The 17,805-nt window shown below is 67.9% G+C and carries 18 protein-coding genes and 2 pseudogenes; 12 read left to right on the forward strand and 8 right to left on the reverse strand.

What is annotated here, in order from left to right:
• Nucleotides 1–11: 11 nt before the first annotated feature.
• The 3 genes from D1369_RS16880 to D1369_RS16890 are packed head-to-tail and all read left to right on the forward strand — an operon-like array spanning nucleotide 12 to nucleotide 1,661.
• Nucleotides 12–680 carry an AzlC family ABC transporter permease gene (locus D1369_RS16880; RefSeq protein WP_037903571.1) on the forward strand — a complete coding sequence of 223 codons (669 nt, stop codon included), beginning with the start codon at nucleotides 12–14 and terminating at the stop codon, nucleotides 678–680.
• Nucleotides 677–991 carry an AzlD domain-containing protein gene (locus D1369_RS16885; protein WP_007383947.1) on the forward strand — a complete coding sequence of 105 codons (315 nt, stop codon included), beginning with the start codon at nucleotides 677–679 and terminating at the stop codon, nucleotides 989–991. The genes D1369_RS16880 and D1369_RS16885 overlap by 4 nt, the downstream gene beginning before the upstream one ends.
• 31 nt (nucleotides 992–1,022) lie before the next feature.
• Nucleotides 1,023–1,661 carry a class I SAM-dependent methyltransferase gene (locus D1369_RS16890; protein WP_118082514.1) on the forward strand — a complete coding sequence of 213 codons (639 nt, stop codon included), beginning with the start codon at nucleotides 1,023–1,025 and terminating at the stop codon, nucleotides 1,659–1,661.
• 3 nt (nucleotides 1,662–1,664) lie between these two features.
• Here the strand turns inward: D1369_RS16890 and D1369_RS16895 are convergent, their stop codons facing one another.
• The 4 genes from D1369_RS16895 to D1369_RS16910 all read right to left on the reverse strand — a co-directional run bounded on the left by D1369_RS16895 (nucleotide 1,665) and on the right by D1369_RS16910 (nucleotide 7,801).
• On the reverse strand, nucleotides 1,665–4,919 hold the full coding sequence (locus D1369_RS16895; protein WP_007383946.1) for a S8 family serine peptidase: 3,255 nt from the start codon (nucleotides 4,917–4,919) through the stop codon (nucleotides 1,665–1,667).
• A 131-nt stretch (nucleotides 4,920–5,050) separates the two neighbouring features.
• Nucleotides 5,051–6,781 (reverse strand): 3-oxosteroid 1-dehydrogenase, encoded by a 1,731-nt coding sequence (gene kstD, locus D1369_RS16900; protein WP_007383945.1) that lies wholly within the window; start codon nucleotides 6,779–6,781, stop codon nucleotides 5,051–5,053.
• Between the two features lie 124 nt (nucleotides 6,782–6,905).
• Nucleotides 6,906–7,229 carry a hypothetical protein gene (locus D1369_RS16905; RefSeq protein ID WP_037901064.1) on the reverse strand — a complete coding sequence of 108 codons (324 nt, stop codon included), beginning with the start codon at nucleotides 7,227–7,229 and terminating at the stop codon, nucleotides 6,906–6,908.
• A gap of 155 nt (nucleotides 7,230–7,384) precedes the next feature.
• Nucleotides 7,385–7,801: an ATP-binding protein gene (locus D1369_RS16910; RefSeq protein ID WP_007383943.1), complete on the reverse strand. Its 417-nt coding sequence runs from the start codon at nucleotides 7,799–7,801 to the stop codon at nucleotides 7,385–7,387.
• A 117-nt stretch (nucleotides 7,802–7,918) separates the two neighbouring features.
• On the opposite strand from D1369_RS16910, the gene D1369_RS16915 reads away from it, so the two are divergent.
• On the forward strand, nucleotides 7,919–8,773 hold the full coding sequence (locus D1369_RS16915) for a helix-turn-helix transcriptional regulator (protein ID WP_007383942.1): 855 nt from the start codon (nucleotides 7,919–7,921) through the stop codon (nucleotides 8,771–8,773).
• Nucleotides 8,770–8,967: a DUF397 domain-containing protein gene (locus D1369_RS16920; protein WP_007383941.1), complete on the forward strand. Its 198-nt coding sequence runs from the start codon at nucleotides 8,770–8,772 to the stop codon at nucleotides 8,965–8,967. Before D1369_RS16915 ends, D1369_RS16920 begins: the two co-directional genes overlap by 4 nt.
• On the opposite strand, the gene D1369_RS16925 is transcribed toward D1369_RS16920, so the two are convergent.
• Nucleotides 8,895–9,275, reverse strand: a complete 381-nt coding sequence (locus tag D1369_RS16925; protein WP_007383940.1) for an FG-GAP repeat protein — start codon at nucleotides 9,273–9,275, stop codon at nucleotides 8,895–8,897. The genes D1369_RS16920 and D1369_RS16925 overlap by 73 nt on opposite strands.
• Before the next feature lie 185 nt (nucleotides 9,276–9,460).
• Between D1369_RS16925 and D1369_RS43870 the strand changes: the two are divergent.
• The 4 genes and pseudogenes from D1369_RS43870 to D1369_RS16950 form a co-directional block, all read left to right on the forward strand.
• Nucleotides 9,461–9,730: pseudogene (locus tag D1369_RS43870) on the forward strand (transposase family protein); the annotation flags it as partial.
• A 622-nt stretch (nucleotides 9,731–10,352) separates the two neighbouring features.
• Nucleotides 10,353–10,610, forward strand: coding sequence for a hypothetical protein (locus tag D1369_RS16940; protein WP_237557659.1), 258 nt, complete (start codon nucleotides 10,353–10,355; stop codon nucleotides 10,608–10,610).
• Between the two features lie 31 nt (nucleotides 10,611–10,641).
• Entirely contained in the window at nucleotides 10,642–11,463 is an 822-nt protein-coding gene (locus D1369_RS16945; protein ID WP_007383937.1) for a DUF2637 domain-containing protein, read from the forward strand.
• Nucleotides 11,464–11,794: 331 nt separating this feature from the next.
• A pseudogene (locus D1369_RS16950) lies at nucleotides 11,795–12,102 on the forward strand (transposase); the annotation flags it as partial.
• A 49-nt stretch (nucleotides 12,103–12,151) separates the two neighbouring features.
• Here D1369_RS16950 and D1369_RS16955 read toward each other — a convergent pair.
• A complete protein-coding gene (locus D1369_RS16955; protein ID WP_037901059.1) occupies nucleotides 12,152–13,540 on the reverse strand; it encodes a condensation domain-containing protein in 1,389 nt (462 codons plus the stop codon).
• A 658-nt stretch (nucleotides 13,541–14,198) separates the two neighbouring features.
• Here D1369_RS16955 and D1369_RS16960 point away from each other — a divergent pair.
• Nucleotides 14,199–14,870, forward strand: coding sequence for a chaplin (locus tag D1369_RS16960; RefSeq protein WP_237557658.1), 672 nt, complete (start codon nucleotides 14,199–14,201; stop codon nucleotides 14,868–14,870).
• A 397-nt stretch (nucleotides 14,871–15,267) separates the two neighbouring features.
• On the opposite strand, the gene D1369_RS16965 is transcribed toward D1369_RS16960, so the two are convergent.
• Nucleotides 15,268–15,555, reverse strand: coding sequence for a hypothetical protein (locus tag D1369_RS16965; protein WP_007383933.1), 288 nt, complete (start codon nucleotides 15,553–15,555; stop codon nucleotides 15,268–15,270).
• Nucleotides 15,556–15,628: 73 nt separating this feature from the next.
• Nucleotides 15,629–16,234 (reverse strand): hypothetical protein, encoded by a 606-nt coding sequence (locus D1369_RS16970; protein WP_007383932.1) that lies wholly within the window; start codon nucleotides 16,232–16,234, stop codon nucleotides 15,629–15,631.
• Between the two features lie 417 nt (nucleotides 16,235–16,651).
• Between D1369_RS16970 and D1369_RS16975 the strand changes: the two genes are divergently transcribed.
• Together D1369_RS16975 and D1369_RS16980 are read left to right on the forward strand one after the other, a co-directional pair.
• Nucleotides 16,652–17,122: a hypothetical protein gene (locus D1369_RS16975; protein ID WP_237557657.1), complete on the forward strand. Its 471-nt coding sequence runs from the start codon at nucleotides 16,652–16,654 to the stop codon at nucleotides 17,120–17,122.
• A 191-nt stretch (nucleotides 17,123–17,313) separates the two neighbouring features.
• Nucleotides 17,314–17,601 carry a hypothetical protein gene (locus D1369_RS16980; RefSeq protein ID WP_037901053.1) on the forward strand — a complete coding sequence of 96 codons (288 nt, stop codon included), beginning with the start codon at nucleotides 17,314–17,316 and terminating at the stop codon, nucleotides 17,599–17,601.
• Nucleotides 17,602–17,805: the final 204 nt, after the last annotated feature.

The raw sequence follows: 17,805 nt of genomic DNA on the forward strand, positions 1-17,805 counted from the left end.
GTCTAGTGAACATGCGTACGGCAGAGCGAACAGCCTTGGTCCGGGACAGTGCGCTCGTCTGGCTCGCGAGCGGAGTGGTGGGCGTCTCCTTCGGCGCGATCGCCGTCACCGGCGGCCTGCCGATATGGGTGCCGGTGGTGATGTCCCTGGTCGTGTACGCGGGCTCCGCCCAGTTCAGCGCGATCGGCGTCCTGCTGGCCGGGGGCGGTCCGGTCGCCGCGGCGGCCACCGGCCTGCTGCTCAACACGCGTACGGCGGCCTTCAGCCTCGCTGTCGCCGACATCCTCGGCCGGGGCCGGCTCGCCCGTTTCCTCGGTGCTCATCTGGTCACCGACGAGACGGTGGCCTTCGCTCTGGCCCAGCCGGATCCGGGCCGGCGCCGGGCGGCCTTCTGGATCTCCGGGCTCGGCCTGTTCGTCGTGTGGAACCTCGGCGTCCTGGCCGGGGCACTCGCCGGGGGCGCGCTGGGCGACACCGGCACCTACGGCCTGGACGCGGCCTTCCCCGCCGTGCTCGTCGCCCTGGTGCTGCCCACGCTGCGCGACTCCCCCGCGATACGGCGGTCCGCGCTGCTCGGCGCCGGGCTGGCGCTGGCGGTGACCCCGGCGGTCCCGGCGGGGGTGCCGGTGCTGGTGGCCCTGGCCGGGCTGGTCCTCCACGGCAACAGGAGGACGGCGTGAACGCGACGGTCGCCATGATCCTGGCGATGGCGGTCGGGACGTACGCCTTCCGGCTGGTCGGGCCGGCGCTGCACGGGCGGGTGGAACTGCCGGAGCGGCTGCAGGAGTTGCTGTCGGCGGGCGCGATCGTCCTGCTGGTGGCCCTGCTGGCGACGGGCGCGCTGACGGAGGGCGGCGGGTTCGCGGGATGGGCCCGGCCGGTCGGGGTGCTGGTGGCAGCCGTGCTGGCCTGGCGGAGGGCGCCGTTCGTGGTCGTGGTGCTGGGGGCGGCGGCCACAACTGCCGTACTGCGGGCGGCTGGAGTGGGGTGAGTGTCAGTAGGGGCCACTAGGGTCCCCGGCCATGACCGACACCGATTTCGTGGCCGCCACCCGCACCTTCTACGACACCGTCGCCGAGGACTACGCCGAGCAGTTCCGGGACGGACTCGCCGACGCGCCCCTGGACCGGGCGATGATCGCCGGGTTCGCCGAACTCGTGGGCGGTGGCGGGACGGTGGCCGACCTGGGATGCGGGCCCGGGCGGGTCACGGGATACCTGGCCTCCCTCGGGCTGTCCGTCTTCGGCCTCGACCTGTCGGAGTCGATGCTGGCCATCGCCCGCCGGGAGAACCCGGGGCTGCGGTTCGAGCGGGGCTCCATGTTGGAACTGGATCTTCCGGACGGGGCGCTCGCCGGTGCCGTGTCCTATTACTCGTCCATCCACACCCCTGTGGACCAACTCCCCCGTCTGTTCGCCGAGTTCAACCGCGTACTGGCACCCGGGGGACATCTCCTCGTCGCCTTCCAGGCCGGCGACAAGGACCGGCATCACGACCGACCGTGGGGGCGCCCCGTCGCGCTGACCTTCCTGAGGCGGCGGCCGGAGCAGATCGTCGAGCTGCTCCGGGGGGCCGGGTTCGCGCTCGTCTCACAGACGGTGCGCGAACCCGGCCCCGAGGAGGTGTCGCAGCAGGCGTTCCTGATCGCCCGCCGCCCCTAGGACTCAGCCCACGGTGTAGGAGTACGGGATCCCGATCAGCTCGGACCCCATGACGCCCGAGAAGGCCGTGTCGGTGTCGACGTAGACCGTGCCGTGGACGACCGTGCCGACGGGGGCGGTCGGGGTCAGGGTGAGCTTCATCGTCGCCGTCCTGCCCGCGGCGGCGACGACGGGGTTCCAGTCGGCGTCGAGGTCCCAGAACTCACCGGTGGAGGCCTTGGCCGCCGGGTCGAACGACTGGGTCGTGGCGGTGACCGTGACCTTCGCCGTGCCCTTGCCCGCGGGCTTGTCCCCGAAGGGGCCCGGATCGGTCACCTCGGTGGTCCACAGCCCGGAGGCCAGCTGGCCGGCGACGGCGGTGGCGACCGTGGTGTCACCGGTGCCCGCCTCACTGAACACCATGGGAGAAGCGGTCCAGGGATACATGTTCAGGTCGACCGGGCGGTCGGCGGTGGCCGTGGCGACCAACTTGGTGGTGTGCGAGGGCACGAACCAGCCCAGGCCCCCGTCGTTGATCTTCGCCGTCCCCGACTTGTCGCTGCCGTTCTCGACGAGAGCGATCTCGCCCGTGGTGTCGAGCCTGGGGTCGAGGTAGTAATGCCGCTCCGCCGGACCCGAGTTGGGCAGGCGGACGGGGACGGTGAGCGTGCTGCCACGCTTGAGGACGCGGGACGGGCTGTCCGGCAGGCCGGGAGCGGTCGCCTTCATGGCGTCGAGGCGGACCTTTCCGGTGACCTTCTGGCTGAAGGCCTTGCCGCTGACGGCGTCGGGCAGTCCGACGATCAGCGTCCACCGTCCCGCGGCCGGGCGGTGGGCGGTCAGGCTCGCGTACTTGGTCGGGACGCTGTGCTCGCCCGCGGTCCGGTCGGTGTCCCGGGCGAGGATCTGGCCGTCGGGGCTGACCAGGTAGTACACCAGGGAGGTGGCGGGGTCCTCGGCGGTGAGGTCGACGGTCAGGTCACGCCTGCCGGGCGGCACGTCCAGGTAGTAGCCGTTCGTCTGGCCGACGTCCCGGCCGACACCGCCGGTGATGGTGGCGGCGAAGGAGGTGCTGTGTCCGCGGGCCGGATCGACGGGGACCAGCGTCCGGCGGGCCACCGGGAGGGACAGGCGGGTCCCCGTGTCCGAGGCGAACTGCAGGGAGAAGGGCGTGTCACCGGCCGTACGCGGCAACGGGACCCGTACCGGGAAGCGCGCGATGCCGCCCGCCGGGACGGTCCGGGTCTGCTCGGGGACCCCGGCCGAGGTGTAGCGGTGGCCGGTGATGCGGACGGTGAGCGGACCGCGGTAGCTGCCCGGCTTCAGGGGCTTGTCCTGAAGGTGCATGCGGCCGTTGTTCCACACCACCTTCACGGTCCAGGTGCCGGGGCGCGGGTCGTGGACGTCGACGTGCTGGTAGTTGCTGTGCAGCCCGTAGCCGTCGTAGTCGTAGCTGACCTGTGTCAGCGCTCCGGCCGGATCGACCAGGACCAGCGCGAGCTTGCCGGAGTCCGCGGTGCCGGGCCACACCATCTCGGCGTCCAGGAGCGGGGTTCCCTTCGGCACCTTGACGGTGAACGGCCGGGCGGCGAGCTTGCCCTCCCGGTCGTCCCCGGCGAGCGGGGAGGCGACGGTGACCTTGTGCCGGCTGCTGAAGGTCTGCGCGCCGACCGTGCGGGAGGTCATCGTGACCCGCTGCGGATGGTCGGCGGTGTTGGTGAGGGTGACGGAAGTGCGCCGCTCGCCGGCCGGCTGCCCGATGACGTTCAACTGGCCTATGGACGGCACCAGTTGCGGGGCGTGTCGGTCGACGGTGTTCAGGGCCCTGGCCGCCCGGACCGCCGCGCCGGTGTCCAGCAGTCCCGCGCCCTGCTCGTCGGCGGGGACGTGCAGGTCGGTCGCCGTGCCGGTCAGGATGCGCTTGACCAGGTCCGGCGACGGCCGCAGCCCGCCGTGCGCGTCCTTGTACGCCTGGATGACGTCCGCCGCCGCGCCGGCCACGAAGGGGGCCGCCTGGCTGGTCCCGCCGAACACCTGGGTGGGCAGGGCGCAGTCGCTCCAGCGCGGGTCGACGGTGCAGGCGGACATGCCGACCATGCCCGGCGCCACCAGGTCGACCAGCTTGTTGTCCTGGGTCGTACCGCCGGAGGACAGCCCGGTGATGTTGTCGCTGGTCCACTTGCGGTAGCCGTAGCCCTGGGCCGCCAGCCGGAACGACGTGGTGGCGCCGACCCCGATCACGTTCGGGTCGCTCGCCGGTGAACCCACCGTGCCGGATGTCCCGGAGTCGCCGCTGGAGGCGACCACCGTCACCCCGGCGGCGACGGCGGCGTCGTCGGCCAGCCGGACGGGGTCGGTGGCCGCGTCGGGGTAGAAGTTGGAGCCGAAGGACTGGCTGAGGACGTCCGCGTGGTGCTCCACCGCGTACTGGATGGCCCGTACGAAGCCCGAGGTGAAGGAGTTCGCGCCGAACACCCTCAGGTCCATCAGCTGCGCGCCGGGCGCGAAGCCGCGGACCCGGAAGGTGCAGCCCTTCGGGAGCTTGGCGTACGGCAGTTGCGCGGACATGTCGTAGGTACGGCTGCCCTGTGCCGCGATGGCACTGGCATCACCGAAGGCCTCGCCGCCGCTGGTGGCGGCGTTCACGCCGTCCCCGCTGAAGTCCTCGGAGTCGGTGACCACACGGCTGCCGTCGGGGCGGACGAACTCGGGGTTGGCCGCGTCCATGCCCTCGGCGAAGAAGGCGACCTTGACCCCCTTGCCGGTGGCGGTGCGCTGTGCCGCATCGGTGTGCGTCAACTGGAGCGCCTCGGGTTCGAGGAGGGGCTTGGCGGGATCCTTGGGGCAGACGGTGCCGGGTGCGGTCGTGCCCGTGGCGGTGGCCGCGGAGGCCGTGGTGGCGAAGTCCGCGCCGGGCCGTCGTAGCGGAAGGTCCGGCACGACCGCGGCCACCCGTGAGTCCTCGCGTATCCGCGCTATCGCGGCCGGTTCCAGCGTGGCGGAGACGGCGTTGATCAGGCTCATCCCGTGCACGCGGGTGGCCCCGCTCTTCTTCAGCTGGGCCACGACCGGCGCCTGGTCGTCGGCCGCGGCCTGGGTGCGCTTCGCGGCCTGCGTGCGCATCGGGAGGTCGGTGAGCTGGTCGCGCATGACGACGATGACGCGCTGCGGGGAGCCGCTCGCGCTGTCGCCCGCCGCCTGTACGGGTGTTGCGCCCAGAGAGAAGGCGCTCAGCAGGACCGTGCCCGCGAGCGCCGCTCTTCTTCTGTTGTTGTTCATGGAGTTCTCCGCTGGTGGGGGGTGCGGGACGGCTGAGACAGCCGTCGCCGATGATCTTTCGCCCCAACTGGTGAACTACGCCAGATACTTGGCGTCAAGGGATCTTCAAGGTTTCAAGAAGGGGACCTCCTCTAGAGCACCCCGGCGAGATCCCGGGCCGCGACATACCCGAAGGTCATCGCGGGTCCGATGGTCGAGCCCGCGCCCGCGTAACTGTGGCCCATGACGGCCGCGCTGGCGTTCCCGGCGGCGTACAGGCCGGGGACGACGGAGCCGTCGGGCCGCAGGACACGGGCGCGGGCGTCGGTCACCAGGCCGCCCTTGGTGCCCAGGTCTCCCGGGACGAGCCGGAAGGCGTAGTACGGGGGCAGCCAGAGCGGGGCCAGGCAGGAGTTCGGGAGGACGGACGGGTCCGTGTAGTAGTGGTCGTAGGCGCTGTCGCCGCGTCCGAAGTCCGGGTCGTCGCCCTTCAGGGCAAGGGAGTTGAAGCGGTCGACGGTGGTCCGCAGGGCGGCGGCCGGGACGCCGATGGACCCGGCCAGGGCGTCGAACGACCATGCCTTGTGGGCGGCACCCGAGCCGTACCAGTCGTCGGGGAGGACGAAGGTCGGCGCGATGTCCCTGAAGAGGTACCGGTTGCGGTAGTTCTGGTCGACGACCAGCCAGGCCGGGATGTCGGGGTCGGTCGGGTTGCGGTCGTACATGGTGTGGACGACGTCGCTGTAGGGGGCGGCCTCGTTGACGAACCTCCGGCCGGCCGCGTTGACGATGAGCCCGCCGGGCAGGGTGCGTTCGGCGAGGCAGAAGTACGGGTCGCCGGGGAGCGGGATGGCCGGTCCCCACCAGGCGTCGTCCATCAACGCCACGTCGGCGCCCAGTCGCTGCCCGGCCCGGATGCCGTCCCCCGTGTTCTCCTTCGCGCCCACGGTCCACTCCGTGCCGATGGGCTGGCGCTGGTACTGGGCCCGCATCGCCGCGTTGTGCTCGAAGCCGCCGGACCCGACGATCACACCCCGGCGGGCACGGTAGAGGCCGCCCGGGGTCACCGCTCCGGCGACGGTGCCGTTCTCGACGTAGAGCTCGGTGAGAGGGGTGTTGAGCCGGACCGGCACGCCCGCGTCCAGGAGGCCCTTCCTCAGCCCGGCGGCCAGTGACTGTCCCATGGTGAGCGGGGTCTGCCCGAGCAAGGCCGCTTTCGTGCCCCGCGCCAGGCACTCGGCGGCGACGGCGGCGCCCTTGACGCTCACCGCGGACAGGGCGAGCCACTTGTAGTCGGCGCTGAACACGACCAGTCCGGCGGGGACGTCGAGGTACGGCGGGTTCAGGTGGGCCAGTTCGGCGCCGAGGAGCTTGCCGTCGAACTGGTCGGGCTCGATGGAGCGGCCGTTCGGCAGGCCGCCCGGGAGCTCGGGGTAGTAGTCGCTGTACCCCTCCATCCAGCGGAACCGCAGCGGGCTGTTGGCCAGGACGAAGGAGATCATCGCGGGGCCGTGCGTGAGGAAGGCCCGCTGCCGGGCGGCCGGGACGTCCGGTCCTACGACGGCGGCGAGGTAGGCGGCCGCCTTGGCGGGGGTGTCCGGGACACCGGCGGCGAGGAGGACGGGGTTGTTCGGGATCCAGATCCCGGCCCCGGACCGGGCCGCGGACCCGCCGAAGGTGGGAGCCTTCTCCAGCACCACGGTGCTGAGCCCCTGCTTCACGGCGGTGAGCGCGGCGGTCATACCGGCGGCGCCGGAACCGATGACGACGACGTCGTACGTACCCAGAGGCGGCAAGTCGGCGGCGCTCGCGCCCTGTTGCACCCCGGCGGCTACGGCCGCCCCGGCGCCGGCGGCCAGCAGGTGTCTTCGGGTCACGCTCATGGTCGGGTCCCCCTGCGGTTGGTATGGACGAAGAGGTCCGGAACGTCGCGCGGGGGTCTTGAGAAGTCAAGAGGTGTGGAGGACGGCGAGGGCGTCCCGCCGAGCGGGGGTACAGGCCCTCAGCTCAGAATCCGGGAGCGGGCAGGAAGCCGGGCCACCACGGTGGTACGCCGCTGGGACATTCGTACGTGGCGCCGCCCCAGAAGAAGGAGACAGCACACCAGCACAGAGCGGGGAGCACCACCGTGAGGGCGAGTGCATGGAGGAGGGCCAGTCTCCCCAGGACAACTCCCACCATCACCCAACTCAGGGTCAGAAGGCCCCAGAGGGACGGGATGAAAAGAACGATGAGGAACGTACCGTTCGCCGCGCCGTTGACGCCGGCGTCGCAGGCGCTCAGCGCTCTGCCGAGAAGCATGGCGGTGAGCACCGCGAGAGCGAGCCCCATCACCGTTCCCAAACATCCGTGAAGCCGCCGCTCAGGCATGTATCTCCTCACCACTGCCGGCAGACCGTCACCATTCCTTTCCCCGCATCCCACCGCTCACGCTGCGCCCGAAGCCCCCGGGCGAAGCGCGCCTGTGGAGCCGATCGTCGGCGTCATCACCCGAGCCCGATCTCGGCCCACACCGTCTTGCCGACGTCCCGCTCCGTGACGCCCCAGGTGTCGGCGAGGAGGGTCACGAGAATCAGGCCCCGGCCGTGTTCGCCGTCCTCGTCGTTGACGAACCGGAGCCGGCGATCGCCTCGCGCGTCGCTCACCTCGATACGGAGCGTGTTCCCCGGGAGCCGGAGGAGGCGCAGCTCGAAGTCCCTTCCGGGTACGCGGCCATGGGTCACCGCGTTGGCGGCGAGCTCGGCGACGAGGTGCTGCGCGGTGTCGTTCACGTCGGCGTCGTGGGGGTGGCCCCATTCCGCGAGCTGGGTGGCCGTGAGTCTGCGGGCCAGGCGGGCGCCTCGCGGGGTGGAGCTCAGACGCTGGGTCAGTTCGTCGGTGGGGGTGGAGATTTCGGCGTTCACGTGACTGAGCGTGCTGGGTTGTCTCTACGCTGACCAGGTGTGACTCGGCGACGCTGAGTAGCCGTACGGGTGCGGTCGGTTCGGTGTACGGGTTGTCGCGTGGGAGGGGTGAGGCGTGTGGGTGAGCGGAGGCCGGAGACGCCTGCGGAGGCGGACGGTACGGCGGGGCTGTTCGTCGCGCTGGGCAAGATGGTGAAGCTTCTGCGGGAGCGGAAGGGGTTGACGCAGAAGGAGTTCGGGGAGCTGGTGGGGTACGGCCCGGACGCGGTGTCCTCCATGGAGAGGGGGGTACGGACACTTCGGCCGGAGGTCCTGATCAAGGCGGACGAACTCCTTGACGCCGGGGGTCTGTTGAAGGAGGTCCTTCCCGAGGTCGAGGAGGCGATGGCGAAGACTCGGACGCGGCATCCGGAGTGGTACCGGAACTATGCCGGGCTGGAGGCCGAGGCGGTCTCCCTGTACGACTACAGCACGATGGGTGTGCTGGGCCTGCTCCAGACGGAGGACTACGCCCGGGCCGTGTTCACGCAACGGCACCCGCCGCTGGACGAGGAGACCATCGAGAAGCGTGTCGCCGACCGGCTCTCCCGTCAGCAGCTCTTCGAGAAGTGGCCGCCGCCGGAATGCAGCTTCGTCCTCGAACAGGCTGTACTGGAACGGCCGATCGGCGGCCCCGCCGTGCACGCGGGTCAGCTTCGACGGCTGCTGCACATCGGGCGGATGCGGAATGTGCAGCTCCAGGTGATGCCGACGGGGCGGGACGAGCACCCCTGCCTGGACAACTCGTTCACCCTGCTCACTCCCAAGGGCAAGGAGCAAGTGGTGTACATGGAGAGTCAGGGGTACCCACGGCTGATCACCGGCCGGGAAGAGGTACGCATCCTCGCCGCCCGCTATGGGATCATCCGAGCTCAGGCCCTCAACCCGCACGAGTCCCTGGACTTCATCGAGAAGATGTTGGAAGAGCGATGACCATAGAGAAGCTGAACTGGTTCAAGTCGAGCTACAGCAGCGGCGAGGGCGGCCAGTGCCTCGAAGTCGCCGCAACCCCCCACACCATCCACCTCCGCGACTCCAAGAACCCCACCGGCCCTCACCTCACCCTCTCCCCCACGGCCTGGTCGGCCTTTCTCTCCCCTACTGCGGCAACTGCGCGATCACATTGAGCTCGCGAGCCCCCGCCGTCCCGACGCCGGACTCCGTGCCGGGGAGCATCAGGCTCGGGCTGTAGTACGTGCTCGACACCAGCAGGTCCTTGTCCGCCCGCGTACTTCACGGCGCCGACCTTCTCCTCGGGCACGCTGACCGCGAGGTCCGGGTAGCCGTCGCCGTCGGTGTCACCCGCGGAGAGGTCGGAGCCGAAACCGTCGTTCTTCGTGGCGGCGGTGGCCACGCCCGAAGTGAACTGGGAGAGCCGGTACTTCGTGGTCGGGCCGGCGGAGCCGCCGCGCAGGAACCAGGCGTCCTGGGTCATCTTGTCGACCGCCCCGGTAGATGTAGATGTGCTCGAAGCCGTCGGCGACGGCCAGGTCGGCGTATCCGTCCCGGTTGAGGTCGGCGGTGGCCAGGGCGGCGCCCACGCGGCCCCCTCGTACTCCGCACACCAAAACCTGCGAAGCCACCGTCGCGAAGCCCAGTTCAAGGAGGTCGTGCTGCGGAGACGCCCTCACCGAGGCCGCCATCACCTGCTGGGCCGACAAGGGCTACCAGGGCGCGACCGGCACAGTCCGTCTCCCTGACCGCGGCCTACGGGACAGCCTCTCCACCGGCCAAAACAGACCGACAACCGTCCCACCCAAGGATCCGCACACTGGTCGAACAAGCCATTGCCACCTCAAGTCCTGGCGGCTCCTCCGTAAACTCCGCTGCTCGACAACCCGGATTACGAGCCTTGTCCAGGCCGTCCGGGTCCGCCGGCTCGCTGCCACGGGCGGAGATCAACCCGCAGTATTCACCAGGTCCGTCAATGCGGCCTCGGTCGTCCCGGCCCGCAGACAAACGTCGAAGGTGTAATCCTCGGCCACCACGAGGATACCCGTTCAGGCCGGAATTCATGTCTGCGATGTGTCGGCGCCAAATTTACGAAAGATGGAGACGGTATGCGGGACGCCGCGGTATGGACATTTATCGTGAGTGCATCTGCATTCACCTTCGGCTCAGTACTCCTGTCCTATCGGCGGCTGCATCATAACGATGCAATGGGACTGCGCCGACATCAACATATGATCGACGTACTGGGGGATAGTATCCGCCCGCGGCGCAACATACATCCACTCGATTACGCCGAAGAGAGTACCCGGTCGCCGACATCAGCAATTTCCGAAAATGATTCCGGCATCCCAAGCTGACAGGCCCTGAGCCGGCCCGATCTGGCCCGCCATAGGCCACTCGGGGCCTGCGGGGCACGTCTCTGCCTGCGGAATTTGAAATCTTCCGCTGTCTCATACGATCGCCTGTAGGTCGGTCCGGTCCCTGCAACAACGTGTTTGTCGGGCTATTCATTCACCCGTTCAGAGCGCATCCGCCAAGAGGTGCCGCCGTTAGTCGCTACATGACGAAGCCGATCAGGGAATTGATGATCAAACCTCTCCCGAAGAGGACGCCCGCAGTAGGATACCGAGTCACCCGAATGGGCCCCTTCACTTACATCCCGAAACCCGGACGTGACGACACCGTGCACGGGATTCTCGCGAAGGGAGGACTGTCCGTCCCGCTGGATGTGACCGGGAAGGACCTGCAGGATCTCATGCACGCCTTGAACGTTCTGGAAGAGGGTCTTTCAAGACGCTGGATGGAGTTGGAGATCTGAGTATTGGTGCAACGAGACGGGCAGCCACCCCATGTACGACGAGAGAACAACCCCCCATCCGGGTTTCTCCGCGGAATTTGCCTACGGCTATGAGGGAGCCAGCGGATATCAGGAACCCGTTGGAACTCTGTATCCGCCTTTGATGCAGCAGGAGTCAGGCTGGGATCCCGCAGAGGAACTGGCCTATATGCTGCGGGATGCTGCCGAGGCCGAGCAGCCCAGAGTGCAGGCCGCGCGCGGTGAGGAGCCCCCGACTCCCAGCTCCCACCGAGAGACGCTGGTCCAGATCACCGCAGAGTTGGGCCCCGCGAAGGCCGCGACCCGGGGCCATCGCAAAACACGGGAGCGACGCCAGGACAAGCTCCTCACTCTCAGTTACTGCATTGCCGCAGCAGCGACCGTCATCGCGTCGACGGTCAGCGTGTTCGGCGGGTTGATCGCTTACGACCCGCTGATGTTCATCGCGACGGGCCGTACCGAGAGCAGTGTCGCCTCCTTTTGGCCTCTGCTGGTCTTCGGGCCCTGGCTGGTGGCGTCGCTGTCCATCCTGCGACACGCACTGCACCAGCGTCGATCTTTCCACTCTTGGTGCGTGGTCCTGGTGTTCTCTGCCATCGCCATGGCCATGTGTGTCGCCCAGGCCCCCAGCGACCTCATGGCCAGAGCCGCGGCTGCGCTGCCGAGCTTCGCGTCCTTGGCGTGTTTCCAGCAATTGGTACGCCAAATCACTCTGACCAGGCCACCCCGGCGCTCACTGCGCCGGCATCGACAGCAGCCCAGGGAGGCGCCTGTCGGTAAAGCCCCGTCGGACCGCGGCTTCGGACTTCCGCCCGAGCGCAACTCCTGTCTGTGAAGCCGGCCAACGGCCGTTCCTGAAAGGGCAGGTCAAAGGCATCGCCCTCTGCGACTCCTGAGGACTCTTCCTCGAGATCTTGGACTCTCCTCTGTCATGCCGCGAGGGCATGTTCGATGCCACTGCCTGGTCGCGGCGTGGGCGGTGGCCCGGTCGCGCCAGATGCGGGATGCCGATCTCTTCCTTGAGCAGGGCGCAGAAACTGTCTGCAGCCACAGAATTGGGCCGAGGCTGTACTGGCTGCCGCCGTCACTGTGGATCGGGCAGCCGGGCTCGCCATCAGGCGCGGTAGAGCCGGCCCCAGTAGTGCTTCGTCAGGTTCGCCTCGGTGCGGCGCAAGTCGATCCAGCCGATGGCTCAGCGGCTGCCGGACGGGAACATGCAGGCCGTGCAGCAGTTCGCCAACCAGTCGCCGTGGACGCCGGTAACGGCGGCGGATCGCCGCGGGCATCGGTGCGGGCGGCCCGGCAGTACTGCGGAGCGTTGGGCAAGCGGGCCGACTGCCAGGTCGCCGTCAGCGTGCAGGCGGCCACCGATCGTGTTTCCGGCCCGTTGGGATGGGAGCTGTTCCTGCCCGAGAAATGGGCCCACGACACCCAGCGACGCACGGCCGCGGGCGTGTCCGACGAGGTCGGCCATGGGACTTGGGCCGCCCGGGCAGCCAGTGTCCCCATCAAGGAGACAGGCCCTAGTGACGGGGAGCAGGACAAACCGACATGATCAGCTCTCGAAGCTTCTCAATGTAGAGGCGTACGTTCTTACAAGCGACGTCTGTATCCGGGTACCGACATGCGAGCCACAGTCCCTCGTGAAGCCGGTTGACCCAGGCGCAGACCTGATCGCCGTACGACACACGGAGCAACCCATACGCCTTCTGTTCGGTCCAGCAGGCCGAACCGGGAATGAGGCGGGCATCCACATATGAAACGATCGAGTACAGATCAGGTGAAGTAGGGCGGAAGTCCTCGCCCAGAAGGTGCAGAACCCGGGCCAGAGGAATGCGCGCCAACGACCGATTCGCCTGCAGTTGCGCCCGGACAGAGGCAAGAGCGGCGTCGAAGTCCGGTGCTGCAGGTACTTCGATCGGCGCGCCACCGACATACCAGCCCACGGACTCTGACCATGCGGACTTCAGTCGGGTATGGAACGGCACGACCGTGCGGTAGACCGGTTGCCCACCAAGTTCGTGGACGATGAGACTGGTCGCGGCCAGGACACCCACCAGGCTGCCGCCGTAAGGTCGGCAATACGTCTCGAACGCCGCGGCCGCGTCCGCATCGACGAGCGGCTCGCGCATCAACTTTTGGACCGGCAACTGGTCACCGGGCTGCAGGCCGAGATCGACAGGAAACTCCGGAAGCCTTCCGTCGCACCGGCCGATGAACTCCCGCCAGCGCGCGACGATCGCGTGTGTGTCGTCGATGGTGTTGGCGTTCGCCCGCTCCTGCTCGCAAAAGTCCACGTAACTGGCGACCTGCGTCATGGTGGAGGGCCGCCCTGCGGCAAGCGCTGTGTACAGCTCATGAACCTCAGCCGGGATACGCTGCAGCGAGTAGGCATCGACATTGGTGTGATCGAATGCCAGGTACACGCTGGTGGAGTCCTCCCGGACGATCGCCGCGTAGATGAGGTTGGGCCAACCGAGAGCGTCTGCCGCCTCGTCGAAACGGTCCTGCAAATGCCGGACCAGCAGGTCCGGATCGGTGAAGACACCAACCACCTCGCGCTGGAGTGTGACGTCGTCTTCGTCGAGAGTGAACCGGTGCATCTCGTCGCCGACCCACCTGAACCCACTGCGCAGCGTCTCGTGGCGCAGTGTCCAGCCGCGCAGAGCCTGTTCCAGCAGATCAAGGTCCACCTGGCCGGCTAGGTCGAAAGCCGTACCGAGCCAGGTCGGCACGAACAAGCCGCCCTCGCGCACCGACCGCGCAGTTCTGATGTGTGATTCCTGGATGTACGCCGGGGGCCGAGGATCCGTCGGCAGTGCCGCCGCGGCCGCAACGGTTTCAGGGCTGAGCCTCCACTCCACAAGCTGTCCGGGCCGAACCTCGCAGCGCTGAATATCAGAAATTCGCACAGTGGCGTCTCCTTGTCGGAAAAGCACAGATCTGATCAACGTGGAGTCGTGTGCGAGTGCCATGTGCCATATCGCCCGCGAACCAGCAGAATTGTGACACGTCGAGTGGTGAAACGACTCATCCATCGCTCCCTATCTAGCGGCTATTCACCGCCTTGCCGCCCGCGGTGGTTGGGGGGACCCCCGTGGGGCGGCGAATGGGGCGTGACGGATAGCGGGCAGTGTCGTTGAAGAGGCAGCACGGCACGTCCGCAATCTGGCGGCCTCTGACCACCTTCTTCCCTTCGGTGGTCGGCGACCCTCGGACATCGGCCGTTCTCGCCGTGGCAGGAGAGGGGCCTGATGGCCCGGGACTGGCCACCCTTCAAAGAGGCCGGCCCGGGGCTTGTTCCCCTCCCTGGTGAGAGAGGGGAACAAGCCCCGGGTATTGCTCCGGCGACACGACGTACGGCTCAGGATCATGCCGTGAACTCCCGCAAGGAAGCAAACCGCGTCACAGGCCGACAGTCACATGATCGATCAGCTGACGGGGCTCCTTAACCCAGTACAGCGACTTGGAAGGGGCCACGCCATAACCCCGTTGCTTTTCCAGCGTTTACAGACATGCGGGTAAGTACCCGCAGTGATGCAAGAAAGGTAAGGATCTATGAGACGGGCCATGCAAAACCGTGTGCTCGCCGTTGCCGCCGCATCCGGCGCGATGGCCGTGGCACTTCCGGCGTCTGCCGCCTTCGCAGCCGACGGTGCTGACGCCGCGGCCACGGCGGCCGGTTCGCCCGGAGTGCTCTCCGGGAACAACCTCCAGGTTCCGTTGTCTGTGGAGCTCAACCTCTGCGGCAACACGGTGGATGTCGTGGGGCTGCTCAACCCGGCCATGGGCAACGCGTGCGAAAACCGGGAGGTTGTGAAGACCGCCGGTGCGGAAACCGACGGTGGATCATACTCGTCAAGTGAGACCTCGTCGACGCACGGCCGCGTCACGGACTCGCCCGGGCTGATCTCGGGCAACGGCTTGCAACTGCCGATCGATCTTCCGTTGAACGTTTCTGGGAACAGCGTCAACGCGGTCGGCGTGGGGAACCCGGCGTTCAACAACCAGTCGATCAACGGCCACCACACGCATCCCCACATTCCGCGTCAGACCACGAACCCAAAACCCCGGGCGTCGCAGCCGGCCCCCGGGCACCATGCCGTTCGGAACATCCCGGATACGGCGAGGTCCACGCTGGCCCACACAGGAGCAGATGTGACTGTTCCCGCCCTCGCCGGCAGCGTCATGTCCATCTTTGCGGGTGCGATCTTGTACCGCCGTTTCCGTCCAAGGTACTGACCTTGAGCCCGACATCGTCGCAGTGCGCGAGAGCAGCCGGTCTGCCCATAACCTCTCGAGCATAGAGTCGTTGAATGAGGTGCGTTCCTTTTCGGGGGCCCCAGGAGGTCAAGGCACTTCCTTCTGGGGCCTGACGCATGTGATCTGCACGGCACTTCGCACTCGGACGATGCGGTTGATCCCATATGCACAAGGCAACGCACGCCCGCTGTGCCGTCCTGCGAGCCCCACGGAAAACGGAGGCGGCGTGGACGCATCATTCGTCCACGCCGCCTCCGCGCAGCAGCGATGCAGGGTGGCGTCGGCCAAAGCGAAAAAGTGCACAGGCAAGAAGCCATGGGCGCGGATCAGCAGGGGCACCGCGCTGACGGAATGAAAGCCCTGCGTCCCAACTCGGTCAGATCGCCCGGCTGTTGCATCCCATTTCGGAACCGAGGTGGCTCTGCTGTGCGCCTGCGGCCCCTTCGCCGTTCAGCAAGTTGCCGGCCAGGCCGGTGAGGGCTCCGACGCTGCCGAGCACCTCGATGTTCATGTCGTGCGAACGGCACTCGACGCCCTGCGTGATGTCGAAGTCGCTGCCGGTGTCGTGGCCCGGTTCGCCGTGTGCGAAGGCAGAGTTGGCACCCACGGAGCCGATACTGCCGAGAAGGGCGCTCAGAACAACTACCTTGTGCAACTTGCGCATTTGAAGCTCCTTGGGCGGATGCGAAAACCGGTATGTCAAGTTCAGGTGTGCGGAGTGCGTAGAGGGCGAGCTATCAGCCGAGGCGAGGAAGTCCCAATTGCCCGATGGGAGGCGCCGCGATCTGCCCGAGGCCGACCGGAGCCAGCTGGGGCGCGCTGTCAGGTGTGATCGTCGGGTTGACGAGCGGGTTCACTTGAGGGTTGAGCTGCGGGTTCACCTGCGGAGCGACGGCCATCGGAGGCTCGGCGTACGCCTGGGGTACTGCCACCTGCGGCGCCACCTGCGGCATGACCTGGGGCATGACCTGCGGGACGACCTGCGCCGGCTGGACGGGCGCAGGCTGCTGAACAGGCACGGCCTGCTGAACGGGCGCGGCCTGCTGAACGGGCGCGGCCTGCTGGACGGGCGCGGCCTGCTGCAGGTTCGGTGAACTGGAGGCCTGGGCCGTGCCTTGCGATGAGGCAGAGGCCGAGGCGAATCCGGACTGCTGCGGCCCGGATGGAGCAGCCTGTCGCGCCGGTTCGGGAGCGCCGACCGGAGCAGCCGGCTGATCCGGAACCGAAGCCGGAGTGGCATTGAGCTGCCCCTCCGAGGGGTTGGCATAGCTGCTACCAGCGCCCACGCCGGCCAAACCACTGGCTGCTGCGACGATGAGCGCGGCCTTGTGAAGCTTCCGCATGAAACCCTCGGCCCTTCGTTACCTGAAATGTGAGTCAATTGCATTCAATGCGGTCACGCGTGCAGTTGGTGCGTTACTCGCATCGCGCCGGAGGCTACGGATAGCAGGCCCTGTGCCCTTGCTGAAGTGGGTAGCCGCCCTCTCCTACGGGGAACGACGTGTCTGCCCCGTGGTCACGGCATTCCATGACTCATCACCCATTTGCCGTCCACCGACCCGGGTCTCATGCCCTGCGTCAAACGGGTGACCAACCCCCCGGCCACCGTGTCGAGTTGAAGCCTGGGTCGTTCCCCACGGGGCGATAGGAATGGCCCATCGCAGCCGAACAGGGCAGCAAGGACAGCGAAGGACCGGCGCTGCCCCGTCGGTCATTCGCTCCGTACACAGGTCAATTGAAGAGCCGAGGAACACATGCGCATGCTTCACAAGGTCGCGCTCGTCGCCGCAGCAGCCAGCGGCCTGTCCGGCATCGGCGCCGGCGCAAGCTCCGCCGCCACCGTATCCGCCCCCAACGGCGCTGCGCCGCCCCCGGTTTCCCAGCCCGACGCCCAGGCTGCCTCTGCGTCCTCCGCTCAGGCGACCGCGCAGACCTATGGCTCACCGGCTCCGCAGCAACCGGCACCTTCCCGTGGCACTCAGGTTTCCCCGCAGGTGAACCCGCAGGTGAACCCGCAGGTCAGCCCGCACATCTCTCCTGCAGCGCCGCAGCAGCAACAGGGCGCTTCAGCGGGGCAGGCCAACTTGTTCCGTCCCTACCAGGAGTGCAGCCCTCAGACCCTGCTCGACGCCAACGTCCCTGTCGCCCTGCTTGCCGCCTCCCAGACGCGGGGCGTTGAGTGCACCCAGGCCAACAGCCAGTCGAACTCTTTCGCCAGCGTGCAGCGCTGACGGACGTTCACGTCGACGTCGCCCCACAACCGCGGACCACAGGGTTCAGCTGACTCCGCGATATGGCTTACATATTTCCTCGGCGGCACCAGGTCGGCGTGTCGTTGTCCGCTTTGCGGCTTTTGTCGCTACAGTCACACCCTGTAATCGCGATCTGGTGTGGATCGCAAACACTCACCCTCGGAGATGAAATGCGCAAGCTTCGCAACGTTGCGGTCGTGGCCGCTGCCATCGGCAGCATCGGACTCATGGGCGGTACGGCCTACGCCGGAGGCCACGGCGAGGGCGGCGAGGGCGGCGACCAGTTCAGCGTCACCCAGAGCTCCAACTGCAAGTCGCACGACCTGAACCTCGACATCCTCGGCCAGGTCGGCGTGCTGAACGGCCTGCTGGGCAACGCCCTCAACGGCGAAGGCAACCCGGGTGCCCAGTCCACCGACATCGGCTCCACCATGGGCTGCAACAACAGCGCCTTCTGACGTCCCCTCCGGCACAAAAACGCAGAACAGTGAATGGTCCCGGCACTGGGCCCCAGGCAACGTGCCGGGGCCATTCACGTGCACCAAGTCACTTCCGACGCGGCGCAGCGCTGGACGTTTCCAGGTACTCGCTTCCGACGCCGTTTCACCCTCCGTCCACAGAAGGCGATCCTCCGTGGATCCCTTCACCTCACGTCTTCTGGA

It is taken from the genome of Streptomyces sp. CC0208, from assembly GCF_003443735.1.
GTDB lineage: Bacteria > Actinomycetota > Actinomycetes > Streptomycetales > Streptomycetaceae > Streptomyces > Streptomyces sviceus.